Below are 13,458 nucleotides of genomic sequence, written 5' to 3'. Positions count from 1 at the left end.
CATGTCCTGGGTGATCCTCATCGCCTCCGGCCTGCTGGAGGCCGTCTGGGCGGCCGCGATGCAGGCGTCGAAGGGCTTCCGCAAGTGGCGGCCGACCGTGCTCTTCGCGGCCGCGATGCTCGCCTCGATGGGCGGCCTCGCGTGGGCCATGCTCGAGATCCCGACCGGCACGGCGTACGCGGTGTGGGTCGGCGTCGGCGCCGTCGCGACGGTGGCGCTGCAGGCGGCGCGCGGCAAGGAGCGGCTCACGCTCGTGCGCTCGCTGCTGCTCGTGCTGCTCGTCGGCTGCCTCGTCGGCCTGAAGCTGGTGAGCTGATGCGCGCCCGTACCGCGTGGCTCGTGCTGCTCGCGAGCGCCGTGCTCGAGGCCGTCTGGGCGACCGCGCTCGGGGCATCGGCCGGCTTCTCGCAGCCCGTCCCGACCGTCGTGTTCGCCGTCGCCGCGGTGCTGAGCTTCATCGGCCTCGAGCGGGCCGTGCAGACCATCCCGCTCGCGACCGGCTACGCGGTCTGGACCGGCGTCGGCGGCGCGCTCACGGTCATCTGGGCGCTCGTGATGGGCACGCAGCCCTGGAACCCGCTCATGCTGCTCTTCCTCGCGGGCATCCTCGTGGCGGTGGCCGGCCTCGCCCTCACGGAGCGGCCGCACGGCTCGCCCGCCGAGGCCACCGCATCCGCGCCCCACTGACCCGCGCGAGCGAGCGGTCACTTCCGCGCTTGAGCGGTCATCTCCGCGCCTGAGTGGTCATCTCCGCGCCTGAGTGGTCATCTCCGCGCGTGAGTGGTCAGTTCCGCGCGTGAGTGGTCAGCTCCGCGCCTGAGTGGTCAGTTCGGCGCGTCAGCGGTCAACTCGGTGTGTGAGTGGTCAGGCCGGCGCGCGAGTGGTCACTTGCCGGTGCGCGCTCAGGGGCGCATGTCACGGGCCTGAAGCGAGGCGCGGGAGTGACCATTCAGGCGCGCGAGTGACCACTCAGGCAGCGCAGCCCCTAGATCGAGTACTCGATGTGGGGGAGCTCCGCGGGCGCGGTGCGCGCGACGGGCTTCGCCGGCACGCCGACGAGCGTCGAGCCCGACGGCGCGTCGTGCAGCACGACCGCGTTCGCGCCCACCTTCACGTCGTCACCGAGCGCGATGGGTCCGAGGATCTTCGCGCCGGCGCCGACGAGCACGCGGTGGCCGAGCGTCGGGTGCCGCTTCACGGCCGCGTTCGCCGTGCCGCCGAGCGTGACCCCGTGGTAGAGCATCACGTCGTCGCCGACCTCCGCGGTCTCGCCGATCACGACGCCCATCCCGTGGTCGATGAAGAAGCGGCGCCCGAGCCGTGCACCCGGGTGGATCTCGACGCCCGTCATGAAGCGCGCCACCTGGCTGCCGGCGCGCGCGAGCGAGCGCGCACCGGCGGTCCAGAGGCGGTGCTGGATGCGGTGGGCCCAGACCGCGTGCAGGGTCGAGTAGGTGAGCGCGATCGTCACCGCGCCGCGAGCAGCCGGATCGTGCCGCTTCGCGTTCTCGATGTCCTCGCGGATGTTGAGCAGGCCCATCCGACCCCGCCTCAGGCCAGGTCGGCGTAGATGGGCATCGAGAGGTAGCGCTCGCCCGTGTCGCAGACGATCGCGACGATCGTCTTGCCGGCCGACTCGGGGCGCTTCGCGACCTCGAGCGCGGCCCAGAGGATCGCGCCGGAGGAGATGCCGGCGAAGATGCCCTCGCGGGCGGCGAGCTCGCGGCCGACGCGCACGGCGTCGTCGAGCTCGACGTCGATGACCTCGTCGTAGAGGTCGGTGTCGAGGATCGCCGGCACGAAGTTGGCGCCCAGCCCCTGGATCTTGTGGGGGCCGGCCTGGCCCTTCGTCAGCAGCGGCGAGTCGGCGGGCTCGACGACGACGAGGTGGAGGTCGGGGTTCAGCTCCTTGAGCCGTCCGCCCGCGCCCGTGATGGTGCCGCCGGTGCCGATGCCGGCGATGAAGATGTCGATCTCGCCGTCGGTGTCGGCCCAGATCTCCTCGGCGGTCGTCTCGCGGTGCACGCGCACGTTCGCCTCGTTCTCGAACTGGCGGGCGAGGATCGCGCCGGGCGTCTCGGCGACGACCTGCTGCGCGCGCTCGACGGCGCCGCGCATCCCGTCAGGACCGGGCGTGAGGATGAGCTCCGCGCCGTACGCCTTGAGGATCGCCCGTCGCTCGACCGACATCGTCTCGGGCATCGTGAGGATCACGCGGTAGCCGCGCGCCGCGCCCACCATCGCGAGCGCGATGCCGGTGTTGCCGCTCGTGCCCTCGACGATCGTGCCGCCCGGCGGCAGCGACCCGTCGGCCTCCGCGGCGTCGATGATCGCGCGCCCGATGCGGTCCTTCACGGACGCCCCCGGGTTGAACGACTCGAGCTTGACGAGCACCGTGGCGTCGGTGTCGTCGAGGCGCTGGAGGCGCACGAGGGGCGTGCCGCCGATCGTGGCGGTGATGTCATCGAAGATGCGGGCCATGCGTATTCCTTTGATCCGATGGAAGCGTCGCTTTCAGTGTAGAGCCGCGCGGCTGGGCGACCGCCGGAGCCGTATAGCGTGTGCTCGTGGACGATCCGACCGTGGGCGACGAGGTGCGCGCCGCTCGCTCGCGGCTCGAGCGCGCGGGCATCGCGGGCCCCGACGCCGAGCTGCTCGCGGCGTGGGCCGCCGGTTCGAGCGCGGGCGAGATCCGCGTCGACATCGCGATGGGCCGCCGCTTCCCGGCGGATGCGGTCGCTCGGTTCCGCAGGGCCGTCGACCGCCGCGAGGCGCGCGAGCCGCTCCAGCACATCACGGGCGTCGCGCCCTTCCGGCACGTCGAGCTGCGCGTCGGTCCCGGCGTCTTCACGCCCCGGCCCGAGACGGAGCTGCTCGTCGAAGTCGCGCTCGACCACGTGCGCGGCATGCGCGAGCCGATGGTGCTCGACGTCGGCACGGGCTCCGGTGCGGTGGGCATCGCGCTGGCGCAGGAGGCGGGCGCGCGGGTCGTCGCGGTCGAGCTGAGCCCCGCAGCGTTCGTCTGGGCCCGCCGCAACATCGCCTCGCTCGCGCCCGGCATCGTGCTGCTGCACGCGGATGCGCGCGACCCGGCCGCGCTCTCGGCCGTCGGCGTGCAGCCGGGCTCGCTCGCCGCGCTCGTCTCGAACCCTCCCTACGTGCCGCACGCCGCGATCCCCGCCGACGTCGAGGTGCGCGGCTTCGACCCCGCCGGAGCGCTCTACTCGGGCGCCGACGGGCTCGACTTCGTGCGCGACCTCGCGCCCCTCGCGGCCGATCTCGTCGCGCCCGGAGGGATCGTCGCCTTCGAGCACGCCGAGCACCAGTCGGCCGCCATCCGGGTGATGCTCGAGGACGCGGGGTTCCACCGCGCGCGCACGCATCGCGACCTCACCGGCAGGGACCGCGTGACATCCGCCATCCGCTGACCCCACCTCGGCAGATCGGGCGGTGGCGGGAGGCGCCGGTACCATGGGCACGTGCCCGCCATCCACGACTGCGCCGACCCGATGTCCCTGCTCGACGGTGTCCGCGCCGCGCGCACGGCCATCACCGCGGGCCGCTGCATCGTGATGCCGACCGACACCGTCTACGGCATCGCGGCCGACGCGTTCTCGCACGCCGCGGTCGCCGGGCTGCTCGCGGCGAAGGGCCGAGACCGGGGCTTCCCGCCGCCCGTGCTCGTCGCCGACCGCGCGATGGCCACCGCGCTCGCCGAGTCGATCCCGGCAGAGCTCGAGCCGCTGCTCGAGGCGCACTGGCCCGGCCCGCTCACCGTCATCGTGCGCGCGCAGCCGTCGCTCACCTGGGATCTCGGAGACACCGGCGGCACCGTCGCGATCCGCGTGCCCGACCACCCGATCGCGATCGGCCTGCTGCGCGAGACCGGCCCGCTCGCCGTCTCGAGCGCCAACCTGCACGGGATGCCCGCGGCCACCACCGCAGCGGCCGCGGCCGAGATGCTCGGCGAGAGCGTCGCGGTCGTGCTCGACGCCGGCGAGGTCGGCGGCGCCGCGGACCCGGGCGCGCAGAACGGCTCGACGATCCTCGACTGCTCGACCCCAGGCGTCGCGCGCATCGTCCGGCAGGGAGTGCTGCCGCGCGAGGTCATCGCCGACGCGCTCGGCGACCTGCTCGTCGACGGATGACGCCGTGATCTTCCTCGTCATCACCGCGGTGGCGGCGATCATCACGTTCCTCGCGAGCCGCGTGGTGCTGCGCCTCGCGCTCCGGTTCGGCATCCACCCGCCCGTGCGCGAGCGCGACGTGCACTCGCGCCCCACACCGCGGCTCGGCGGCGCCGCCATGTGCCTGGGCCTGCTCGGCGCGTTCGGCGTCGCCGCGCTCATCCCCGAGCTCTCCGGCGTCTTCGCCGAGCCGGTGCGCATCTGGACGCTGCTCGCCGGGGCCGTCGCGATCTGCGCGATCGGCGTGCTCGACGACCTCTACGACCTCGACTGGATGCTGAAGCTCGGCGCCCAGATCCTGGTCGCGACGGGCGTGGCCATCTTCGGCGTGCAGATCGTCAGCCTGCCCATCGGCGGGCTCACCGTGCCGTCGTCGACGATGGCCATCAGCCTCACGGTGCTGCTCATCGTGCTCGTCATGAACGCCGTGAACTTCATCGACGGCCTCGACGGCCTCGTCGCGGGCACGACGATCATCGGCTCGACCGCCTTCTTCGGCTACATCTTCATGATCAGCCAGAACCTCGGGCAGCCGAACGCCTACTTCTCGCTCGCGAGCCTCATCACGTCGATCATCGTGGGCGTCTGCCTCGGCTTCCTGCCGGTCAACTGGCACCCCGCGCGGATGTTCATGGGCGACGGGGGAGCGCTCATGATCGGCCTCATGACCGCGGCGAGCGCGATCGCCGTCACCGGTCAGATCGACCTCGCGACCATGGGCGGCCGCAGCCAGATCCTGCCCGCGTTCATCCCCATCCTGCTGCCGCTCGCCATCCTGCTGCTGCCGCTCACCGACTTCGTGCTCGCCGTCGTGCGCCGGCTCGTCAACGGCTCGAGCCCGTTCACCGCCGACCGCAAGCACCTGCACCACCGACTGCTCGACATGGGCCACTCGCACCTCGGGGCGGTGCTCATCTTCTACGCGTGGACGGCGGTCGTCTCGATCGGCTGCCTCCTCTTCCTCATCCAGCCGTGGTGGGTGGCGGTCGCTATCATGGTGGTCGGATTCCTCGTGTGCGCTCTGCTCACGGCCGCGCCGGTCAGCCGGCGCATCTGGCAGACGGCCATGCGCGTGCTGCGCGAGCGTCGCGCGGCGCGCAAGGGACTCGAGCACTCGACGACGCACGCACAGACGCAGGGAGACACCCGGTGAGCACGACCGCCATCATGCAGCGCATCCTGCTCTGGGGAGGCATCCTCGCAGCGGCGGTCGCCGTCGTGGGCGGGGTGATCGGATGGTTCCTCGCGCAGGGCGCGGGCGTCGCGTCCGCGCTCGTCGGCACCGCCCTCGCGATCGTCTTCTGCATGCTCACCGGCGCGAGCATCCTGCTCGCCTTCAAGGCGTCGAAGGGCGTCATGATCTCGGGCGCGTTCTTCGGCATCGTGCTCGGCGGCTGGCTGCTGAAGTTCGTGCTATTCATCGTGCTCGTGTTCGTGCTCGCCGACCAGGACTGGCTGCATCGCGGCGTCGTCTTCGGCTCGCTCGTGGCCGCCGTGATCGGCTCGCTCGTGATCGACTGCGTCGTCATCGCGACGAGCCGCCAGCCGACGATCGACAGCGATGCCGACGACGAGACGCAGGGTCGTCCCGCGTCGGGTGCGCGCGCTTGATCGCTGCCTCGCAGAGGTCCGGCAGGGCCCATCGCTCTGTTAGGGTAGATATCGCTCCCCCCACTGCCCCGCTCGTCATCGAGCGCGGTCGCGCGAGGGGGAATCACGACGTCGAACCGGCGCCAGGCGCCCTGAGGTTGAGGAAGAGACGCTGAACGCCTTGCTGACGCCGCTGGCCGCCGCTGGAACCGAGCCCGAGCCGTTCCACCCGCCGACCCTCGCGGACTTCTTCCCGCCCATCGTCCTGTTCCAGGACCCCACGATCGGCTGGGTCGACGGCGAAGAGCCGATCTTCGGCATCAACCGGATCATCATCGTGCGCCTCATCGCCGCGCTCGCGCTGATCCTGATCTTCGTGCTGGGGACCCGCAAGCTGCGCCTCATCCCCACGCGCGGCCAGAGCCTCGTCGAGATGGGCCTCGGCTTCGTCCGCGACGGCATCGCCTACGACCTGCTCGGCGAGAAGGACGGCAAGCGGTTCCTGCCGCTCATCACCACCATCTTCTTCATGGTGCTGGCGATGAACTTCACCGCCGTCATCCCGGGCCTCAACATCGCGGGCACCTCGGTGATCGGCGTGCCCCTCGTGCTCGCGATCGTCGCGTACATCGCGTTCATCTACGCGGGCCTCAAGAAGCACCCGGGCGCGTTCCTCAAGAACTCGCTCCTGCCGCCCGGTGTGCCGTGGCCGCTCTACATCATCGTGCTGCCGCTCGAGTTCGTCTCGACCTTCGTGCTCCGCCCGATCACGCTGACGCTGCGACTCATGATGAACATGCTCGTCGGCCACCTCATGCTCGTCCTCTTCTTCGCGGCGACGCAGTTCTTCCTCTTCAGCGCCGGCGGCTTCTTCCCGGTGCTCGGCATCGGCACGCTCGCCTTCGGCTTCGCGTTCACCGTCTTCGAGCTGCTGGTCTGCGTCCTGCAGGCCTACGTCTTCGCCATCCTGACCACGATCTACATCCAGCTCGCGCTGGCTGAAGAGCACTGACCCTTCCGTCTTTTCGGAACTCCAGAAAGGAACCACCGTGGACAACGCCACGACCATCCTCGCCGAGATCAACGGCAACATCGGCACCGTCGGCTACGGCCTCGCTGCCATCGGCCCCGCCATCGGCGTCGGCATCGTCGTCGGCAAGACGATCGAGTCGGTCGCCCGCCAGCCCGAGCTGCAGGGCCGCCTGACGGTCCTCATGTTCATCGGCATCGCGTTCACGGAGGCACTGGCGTTCATCGGCATCGCCACGTACTTCTTCATGGTCTGAGGCACTGATGCTCATCACTCCTCTCTTCCTCGCGGAAGAAGCGGGGGAACAGCCCAACCCCCTGCTTCCTGCTCCGTACGACCTCATCTGGTCGACGGTCATCTTCGTCGTCCTCCTGCTCATCTTCTGGAAGGTCGTCCTCCCGCGCATGCAGGCGCTGCTCGACGAGCGCTCCGCAGCCATCGAGGGCGGCATCAAGAAGGCAGAGGCGGCGCAGGCCGAGGCCGCTGCCGCGCTGGAGTCGTACAACACCCAGCTCGCTGAGGCACGCCTCGAGGCCGGTCGCATCAAGGACCGGGCTCGCGCCGACGCCGCCAAGATCGAGGCCGACCTCAAGGCTCGCGCCAACGACGAGGCCGAGCGCATCACCGCGCAGGCGCACCAGCGCATCGAGGCCGAGCGCCAGGCCGCGTTCAGCTCGCTGAAGACCGAGGTCGGCTCGCTCGCCCTCGGCCTCTCCGAGAAGGTCGTCGGCGAGACGATGGACGACGCGCGCTCCGCCGCGATCGTCGATCGGTTCCTGGCCGACCTCGAGCACGACACGGCGACCCGCTAGTGGGCAGCGCGACCAGCCAGGCTCGAGCCGGCATCGACGAGGCGCTCCTGCGCCAGCCCCAGGCTGGCCTCGACGACGCGCGCGACCTCTTCCGGGCGTCGCGCGCCATCGAGCGCAGCCCGCAGGTGCTCGCGTCGCTCGGCGACGCGGTCTCGCCTCCCGACGCGCGAGCGGCCCTGGCCGAGCGCGTGCTCGGGGAGCTCGGCTCGGCGGCCAAGGCGATCGTCGCGCACCTCGCCCGTCAGCGCTGGTCGGATGCGGACGACATCCTCGCCGCGATCGACGACGCGGGCATCCGCCTCGCCGTCCGCGCCTCCGGCGGCGCCGACGTCGCGGGGGAGATCGCGTCGTTCGCGCGCATCGTGGGCTCCGACCCGCAGCTCGAGCTCGCGCTCGGCGGCGTGCTCGGCAAGGCCGACGACAAGGCGGCGCTCGTGCAGCGACTGCTGGCCGGTCGCGCGAGCGAGCCGACGCTGACGATCCTCGACCACCTGGTGCGCGTGCCGCGCGGCCGTCGCATCGGGCAGCTGCTCCGCGGCGCCGCGACCGAGGTCGCCGCCGCAGCCGGCCGCTCGCTCGCGACGGTCACCTCGGCGCGCGAGATCCCCAGCGCACAGCTCGACCGGCTCCGCGTCGGCCTCGAGCGGCAGTACGGCCGCACGCTGCAGCTGCAGCAGGTCGTCGACCCGGCCGTCATCGGCGGCCTCCGGGTCGCGATCGGCGACGACGTCATCGACGGCACCGTCCGTTCAAAGTTCACCGACCTCCGCCTGCAGCTCGGCTAGGTCGAAGGAAGCGAAGAGGAAGACACATGTCAGAGCTCACCATCAGCCCCGACGAGATCAAGGGCGCACTCGCCGACTTCGTCTCGTCCTACGAGGCGTCGACGTCGACGACGGCCGAGGTCGGCCAGGTCATCGACGCCGCCGACGGCATCGCCCACGTCGAGGGCCTCCCCGGCGTCATGGCCAACGAGCTCGTTCGCTTCGCGGACGGCACCCTCGGCCTCGCCCAGAACCTCGACGAGACCGAGATCGGCGTCGTCGTGCTCGGTGAGTTCGGCGGCATCGTCGCCGGCATGGAGGTGACCCGCACGGGCGAGGTCCTCTCGGTCCCCGTCGGCGAGGGCTACCTCGGCCGTGTCGTCGACCCGCTCGGCAACCCGATCGACGGCCTCGGCGACATCGCCTCGAGCGGCCGCCGCGCCCTCGAGCTCCAGGCGCCCGGCGTCATGCAGCGCAAGTCGGTGCACGAGCCGCTCCAGACCGGCATCAAGGCCATCGACGCCATGATCCCGATCGGCCGCGGCCAGCGCCAGCTCATCATCGGTGACCGCCAGACCGGCAAGACGGCGCTCCTGATCGACACGATCATCAACCAGAAGGCCAACTGGGAGTCCGGCGACGTCAACAAGCAGGTGCGCTGCATCTACGTCGCGATCGGCCAGAAGGGCTCGACCATCGCCTCGGTGAAGGGCGCGCTCGAGGACGCCGGTGCGATGGAGTACACGACCATCGTCGCCTCGCCCGCATCCGACCCCGCAGGCTTCAAGTACCTGGCCCCCTACGCGGGCTCGGCCATCGGCCAGCACTGGATGTACGAGGGCAAGCACGTCCTGATCATCTTCGACGACCTGTCGAAGCAGGCAGAGGCCTACCGCGCCGTGTCGCTGCTGCTGCGCCGCCCGCCGGGCCGCGAGGCATACCCGGGTGACGTGTTCTACCTGCACTCCCGTCTGCTCGAGCGCTGCGCGAAGCTCTCGGACGAGCTCGGCGCCGGTTCGATGACGGGCTTGCCCGTGATCGAGACGAAGGCGAACGACGTCTCGGCGTACATCCCGACGAACGTGATCTCGATCACCGACGGCCAGATCTTCCTGCAGTCCGACCTCTTCAACGCCAACCAGCGTCCCGCGGTCGACGTGGGTGTCTCGGTCTCGCGAGTCGGTGGCGACGCGCAGGTCAAGTCGATCAAGAAGGTCTCCGGCACGCTCAAGATCGAGCTCGCGCAGTACCGCTCGCTCGAGGCCTTCGCGATGTTCGCCTCCGACCTCGACGCGACGTCGCGCCGCCAGCTCGACCGCGGCGCTCGCCTCACCGAGCTGCTGAAGCAGCCGCAGTACTCGCCGTTCCCGGTGGAGGAGCAGGTCGTCTCGATCTGGGCCGGCACGAACGGCAAGCTCGACAGCGTTCCGGTCAACCAGGTGCTGCAGTTCGAGTCCGAGATGCTCGAGCACCTGCGCAACAACAGCACGGTCCTGACCACGCTGCGCGAGACCAACGTGCTCGACGACGCGACGCTCGCGACCCTCGAGACCGAGGTCGACGGCTTCGTCAAGAACTGGCAGAGCAAGCCGGAGTCGAGCATCACCGACCCGGGCACCGAGTCGTCCGAGGCGATGGTCGAGGACGTCAACCAGGAGCAGATCGTCAAGGGCCGACGCTGACGCGAGCTCGCTGAGGAGGCGACATGGGAGCCCAGCTCCGGGTCTACACGCAGAAGATCAAGTCTGCGCAGACGACCAAGAAGATCACGAAGGCGATGGAGCTCATCGCTGCATCGCGCATCCAGAAGGCGCTCGCACGCGTACACGCCTCGACGCCGTACGCTCGCGCGCTCACGCGCGCCGTCAGCGCGGTCGCCACGTACTCCAACGAGGCGCACCCGCTGACGGTCGAGCGGCCGGAGCTCAAGCGCGCCGCGATCGTCGTGCTGACGAGCGACCGCGGCCTCGCCGGCGCGTTCAACTCGCAGATCCTGCGCGAGGCGGGCGAGCTGCGGGTGAAGCTCGAGGCTGAGGGCAAGGAGGTCGACCACTACCTGGTCGGCAACAAGGCCGTCGGCTACTTCCGGTTCCGCAAGCGCGCTTCGGTGCAGGCGTGGACGGGGCAGTCGGAGACGCCGTCCCCGGAGCTCGCGCAGGAGATCGCGGAAGCGGTGCTCGAGGCGTACGTCTCGGAGCAGGTGGACGAGATCCATGTCGTCTACAACCGCTTCGTCAGCATGATGACGCAGGAGCCGAACGCCGTGCGGCTGCTGCCGCTCGAGATCGTCGAGGCCGAGAGCTCCGACAGCGCCGAGCAGTTCCCGCTCTACGAGTTCGAGCCCGAGCCCGCCGGCGTGCTGGACGCACTGCTGCCGGTCTACGTCGAGAGCCGCATCTTCAACGCCCTCCTGCAGTCCGCCGCCGCGAAGCAGGCAGCGACGCAGAAGGCGATGAAGTCGGCCTCCGACAACGCCGACAAGCTCATCACCGACTACACCCGCCTGCGCAACAACGCGCGCCAGGCCGAGATCACGACGCAGATCTCCGAGATCGTGGGCGGCGCGGACGCCCTCTCCTCGGCGAAGTAGCCACGAAAGGCAAGCACCATGACCATCACTGACACCACTGAGGCCTCGCAGAAGCAGGCCGGCGTCGGCCGCGTCGCTCGCGTGACCGGGCCCGTCGTCGACATCGAGTTCCCCCACGACTCGATCCCCGGCATCTACAACGCCCTCAAGACCACCGTCGACTTCGGTGACGGCACCGAGCCCGAGGAGATCACGCTCGAGGTCGCGCAGCACCTCGGCGACGACCTCGTGCGCGCCATCGCGCTCCGGCCGACCGACGGCCTGGTCCGCGGCCAGGAGGTGCGCGACACGGGCGACCCGATCATGGTCCCCGTCGGCGACGTCACCAAGGGCAAGGTCTTCAACGTGATCGGCGAGGCGCTCAACCTCGGCGAGGGAGAGACCCTCGAGGTCTCCGAGCGCTGGTCGATCCACCGCAACGCGCCGGCCTTCGACCAGCTCGAGTCGAAGACGCAGCTGTTCGAGACCGGCATCAAGGTCATCGACCTGCTGACGCCCTACGTGCTCGGCGGCAAGATCGGCCTCTTCGGCGGCGCCGGTGTCGGCAAGACCGTCCTCATCCAGGAGATGATCCAGCGCGTCGCCCAGAACCACGGCGGTGTGTCGGTGTTCGCCGGTGTCGGCGAGCGCACGCGAGAGGGCAACGACCTCATCCACGAGATGGAGGAGGCGGGCGTCTTCGACAAGACCGCGCTCGTGTTCGGCCAGATGGATGAGCCCCCGGGCACGCGACTGCGCGTCGCGCTCTCGGCGCTGACGATGGCGGAGTACTTCCGCGACGTGCAGAAGCAGGACGTGCTGCTCTTTATCGACAACATCTTCCGCTTCACGCAGGCCGGCTCCGAGGTCTCGACGCTGCTGGGCCGCATGCCCAGCGCCGTCGGCTACCAGCCGAACCTCGCCGACGAGATGGGCATCCTCCAGGAGCGCATCACGTCGACCCGTGGCCACTCGATCACGTCGCTGCAGGCCATCTACGTGCCCGCTGACGACTACACCGACCCGGCCCCGGCCACGACGTTCGCGCACCTCGACGCGACGACCGAGCTGTCGCGAGAGATCGCGTCGAAGGGCCTCTACCCGGCCGTCGACCCGCTCACCTCGACGAGCCGCATCCTCGACCCCCGCTACCTGGGCAACGACCACTACCGCGTCGCGACCACGGTCAAGCAGATCCTCCAGAAGAACAAGGAGCTGCAGGAGATCATCGCGATCCTCGGTGTCGACGAGCTGTCCGAGGAGGACAAGATCGTCGTGAACCGGGCGCGCCGCATCCAGCAGTTCCTCTCGCAGAACACCTACATGGCGAAGAAGTTCACCGGTGTCGAGGGCTCGACCGTGCCCCTCAAGGAGACCGTCGAGTCGTTCGACGCGATCGCCAAGGGCGAGTTCGACCACGTGGCGGAGCAGGCGTTCTTCAACGTCGGCGCCATCTCCGACGTCGAGGCCAAGTGGGCGCAGATCCAGAAGGACAACGCGTAATGGCACTCGCCGTCAGCATCGTGTCGGCCGCGTCCGAGGTCTGGTCGGGTGAGGCCTCGCAGGTCATCGCCCGCACGACCGAGGGCGAGATCGGCATCCTGACGGGCCACGAGCCGGTGCTCGCAGTCCTGGCCGAGGGTCAGGTGCGGGTCACCGACGCGTCCGGCACCGTGCACAGGGTGGATGCCGAGGACGGCTTCCTCTCGGTCGATCACGACCGCGTGGAGATCGTCGCCAGGAACGCCAAGCTCGCGTGATCGTCCTGCTGCCGCCCAGCGAGACGAAGGCGGCAGGCGGGACGGGCGATCGCCTCACGACGGCCAGCCTCGGGTTCCCCGGGTTGGCCGTCGCCCGTTCGCGGGCACTGGCGGCGCTCGACCGCCTCGTCGCCGCGGGGCAGGACGTCTCGACGCCCGCAAAGGCTCGCGCCGCCGCCGACAACGCCGCCGTGCGCACCTCGCCCACCATGCCGGCGATCGAGCGCTACACGGGCGTGCTCTACGACGCGCTCGACGCGGCGTCGCTCGACCCCGATGCCCGCGCTTGGGTCGACGGTCACGTCGTGATCCAGTCGGCGCTGCTCGGCTTCGTGCGCGCGGGCGACCTGATCCCGGCCTACAAGGTGTCGAGCGGCACGCGGCTGCCGGGGGAGCGCATGCGCGACCTCTGGGTGGACGCCGGCGATGAGATCCCCGGCTTCGCGCTCGACCTGCGCTCGAAGGCGTACGCCGCGCTCGCGCCCGTCGCGGGGGCGGTGCCCGTGGAGATCGTCTCGCCCGAGGGCAAGGCGCTCAACCACTGGAACAAGGCCGGCAAGGGTGCGCTCGTGCGCGCGCTCGCCGAGGCCCGGGTCGAGGTCGCGTCGGCGGATGCGCTCCTCGCGTGGGCGTCGTCGGCCGGCGTGCCGCTCGAGGGCACCGACGAGGGTCTCCGCCTCACGGTGCGGGACCCGCGGCTGGTCGCGGCGCGCTGACCAGCCTCTGCTCGGGCAAGCGGTCCTAGC

Annotated in this window: 17 protein-coding genes; 15 read left to right on the top strand and 2 right to left on the bottom strand. The window is 70.4% G+C overall.

Annotated elements, in window-relative coordinates; translation table 11 throughout:
• Position 1 precedes the first annotated feature (1 nt).
• A complete protein-coding gene (locus ABD106_RS13785) occupies positions 2 to 316 on the top strand; it encodes a DMT family transporter (protein ID WP_343921354.1) in 315 nt (104 codons plus the stop codon).
• On the top strand, positions 316 to 687 hold the full coding sequence (locus ABD106_RS13780; protein WP_343921352.1) for a DMT family transporter: 372 nt from the start codon (positions 316 to 318) through the stop codon (positions 685 to 687). The genes ABD106_RS13785 and ABD106_RS13780 overlap by 1 nt, the downstream gene beginning before the upstream one ends.
• Positions 688 to 985: 298 nt before the next feature.
• Here ABD106_RS13780 and epsC read toward each other — a convergent pair whose 3' ends face one another.
• Together epsC and cysK are read right to left on the bottom strand one after the other, a co-directional pair.
• Positions 986 to 1,540, bottom strand: a complete 555-nt coding sequence (gene epsC, locus ABD106_RS13775; protein WP_343921350.1) for a serine O-acetyltransferase EpsC — start codon at positions 1,538 to 1,540, stop codon at positions 986 to 988.
• Positions 1,541 to 1,551: 11 nt separating this feature from the next.
• A complete protein-coding gene (cysK, locus tag ABD106_RS13770; RefSeq protein ID WP_343921348.1) occupies positions 1,552 to 2,481 on the bottom strand; it encodes a cysteine synthase A in 930 nt (309 codons plus the stop codon).
• An 86-nt stretch (positions 2,482 to 2,567) separates the two neighbouring features.
• Here cysK and prmC point away from each other — a divergent pair, with 86 nt between their 5' ends.
• The 13 genes from prmC to ABD106_RS13705 all read left to right on the top strand — a co-directional run bounded on the left by prmC (position 2,568) and on the right by ABD106_RS13705 (position 13,428).
• A complete protein-coding gene (gene prmC, locus ABD106_RS13765) occupies positions 2,568 to 3,428 on the top strand; it encodes a peptide chain release factor N(5)-glutamine methyltransferase (RefSeq protein WP_343921346.1) in 861 nt (286 codons plus the stop codon).
• Positions 3,429 to 3,479: 51 nt separating this feature from the next.
• Positions 3,480 to 4,148: an L-threonylcarbamoyladenylate synthase gene (locus tag ABD106_RS13760; RefSeq protein WP_343921344.1), complete on the top strand. Its 669-nt coding sequence runs from the start codon at positions 3,480 to 3,482 to the stop codon at positions 4,146 to 4,148.
• A 4-nt stretch (positions 4,149 to 4,152) separates the two neighbouring features.
• The gene (locus ABD106_RS13755) at positions 4,153 to 5,340 is read left to right on the top strand and encodes an MraY family glycosyltransferase (protein WP_343921342.1); all 1,188 of its coding nucleotides are present in this window, start codon (positions 4,153 to 4,155) and stop codon (positions 5,338 to 5,340) included.
• Positions 5,337 to 5,798: a Cg1360 family ATP-synthase-associated protein gene (locus ABD106_RS13750; protein ID WP_343921340.1), complete on the top strand. Its 462-nt coding sequence runs from the start codon at positions 5,337 to 5,339 to the stop codon at positions 5,796 to 5,798. The genes ABD106_RS13755 and ABD106_RS13750 overlap by 4 nt, the downstream gene beginning before the upstream one ends.
• Before the next feature lie 151 nt (positions 5,799 to 5,949).
• Positions 5,950 to 6,789, top strand: a complete 840-nt coding sequence (atpB, locus tag ABD106_RS13745; protein WP_425545762.1) for a F0F1 ATP synthase subunit A — start codon at positions 5,950 to 5,952, stop codon at positions 6,787 to 6,789.
• A 37-nt stretch (positions 6,790 to 6,826) separates the two neighbouring features.
• A complete protein-coding gene (atpE, locus tag ABD106_RS13740; RefSeq protein ID WP_343921337.1) occupies positions 6,827 to 7,063 on the top strand; it encodes an ATP synthase F0 subunit C in 237 nt (78 codons plus the stop codon).
• Between the two features lie 7 nt (positions 7,064 to 7,070).
• Positions 7,071 to 7,619 carry a F0F1 ATP synthase subunit B gene (locus ABD106_RS13735; protein WP_343921335.1) on the top strand — a complete coding sequence of 183 codons (549 nt, stop codon included), beginning with the start codon at positions 7,071 to 7,073 and terminating at the stop codon, positions 7,617 to 7,619.
• Positions 7,619 to 8,404 (top strand): F0F1 ATP synthase subunit delta, encoded by a 786-nt coding sequence (locus tag ABD106_RS13730; protein ID WP_343921333.1) that lies wholly within the window; start codon positions 7,619 to 7,621, stop codon positions 8,402 to 8,404. Before ABD106_RS13735 ends, ABD106_RS13730 begins: the two co-directional genes overlap by 1 nt.
• A gap of 26 nt (positions 8,405 to 8,430) precedes the next feature.
• The gene (gene atpA / locus ABD106_RS13725; RefSeq protein ID WP_343921331.1) at positions 8,431 to 10,065 is read left to right on the top strand and encodes a F0F1 ATP synthase subunit alpha; all 1,635 of its coding nucleotides are present in this window, start codon (positions 8,431 to 8,433) and stop codon (positions 10,063 to 10,065) included.
• A gap of 23 nt (positions 10,066 to 10,088) precedes the next feature.
• Entirely contained in the window at positions 10,089 to 10,973 is an 885-nt protein-coding gene (locus ABD106_RS13720) for a F0F1 ATP synthase subunit gamma (protein WP_343921329.1), read from the top strand.
• An 18-nt stretch (positions 10,974 to 10,991) separates the two neighbouring features.
• On the top strand, positions 10,992 to 12,455 hold the full coding sequence (gene atpD, locus ABD106_RS13715; protein ID WP_343921327.1) for a F0F1 ATP synthase subunit beta: 1,464 nt from the start codon (positions 10,992 to 10,994) through the stop codon (positions 12,453 to 12,455).
• The gene (locus tag ABD106_RS13710) at positions 12,455 to 12,712 is read left to right on the top strand and encodes a F0F1 ATP synthase subunit epsilon (protein ID WP_343921325.1); all 258 of its coding nucleotides are present in this window, start codon (positions 12,455 to 12,457) and stop codon (positions 12,710 to 12,712) included. The genes atpD and ABD106_RS13710 overlap by 1 nt, the downstream gene beginning before the upstream one ends.
• Positions 12,709 to 13,428, top strand: coding sequence for a YaaA family protein (locus ABD106_RS13705; RefSeq protein WP_343921323.1), 720 nt, complete (start codon positions 12,709 to 12,711; stop codon positions 13,426 to 13,428). The genes ABD106_RS13710 and ABD106_RS13705 overlap by 4 nt, the downstream gene beginning before the upstream one ends.
• Positions 13,429 to 13,458 lie beyond the last annotated feature (30 nt).

The organism is Agrococcus citreus, from assembly GCF_039527715.1.
GTDB classification, from domain to species: domain Bacteria; phylum Actinomycetota; class Actinomycetes; order Actinomycetales; family Microbacteriaceae; genus Agrococcus; species Agrococcus citreus.
This window is presented reverse-complemented; position numbering and strand designations above follow the sequence as displayed.

Bases quoted from the DNA above. Each gene is read 5' to 3' on its own strand.
- ABD106_RS13785 (WP_343921354.1), top strand. From the start codon at position 2: ATGTCCTGGGTGATCCTCATCGCCTCCGGCCTGCTGGAGGCCGTCTGG.
- ABD106_RS13780 (WP_343921352.1), top strand. From the start codon at position 316: ATGCGCGCCCGTACCGCGTGGCTCGTGCTGCTCGCGAGCGCCGTGCTC.
- epsC (WP_343921350.1), bottom strand. From the start codon at position 1,540: ATGGGCCTGCTCAACATCCGCGAGGACATCGAGAACGCGAAGCGGCAC.
- cysK (WP_343921348.1), bottom strand. From the start codon at position 2,481: ATGGCCCGCATCTTCGATGACATCACCGCCACGATCGGCGGCACGCCC.
- ABD106_RS13735 (WP_343921335.1), top strand. From the start codon at position 7,071: ATGCTCATCACTCCTCTCTTCCTCGCGGAAGAAGCGGGGGAACAGCCC.
- atpA (WP_343921331.1), top strand. From the start codon at position 8,431: ATGTCAGAGCTCACCATCAGCCCCGACGAGATCAAGGGCGCACTCGCC.
- ABD106_RS13720 (WP_343921329.1), top strand. From the start codon at position 10,089: ATGGGAGCCCAGCTCCGGGTCTACACGCAGAAGATCAAGTCTGCGCAG.
- atpD (WP_343921327.1), top strand. From the start codon at position 10,992: ATGACCATCACTGACACCACTGAGGCCTCGCAGAAGCAGGCCGGCGTC.
- ABD106_RS13710 (WP_343921325.1), top strand. From the start codon at position 12,455: ATGGCACTCGCCGTCAGCATCGTGTCGGCCGCGTCCGAGGTCTGGTCG.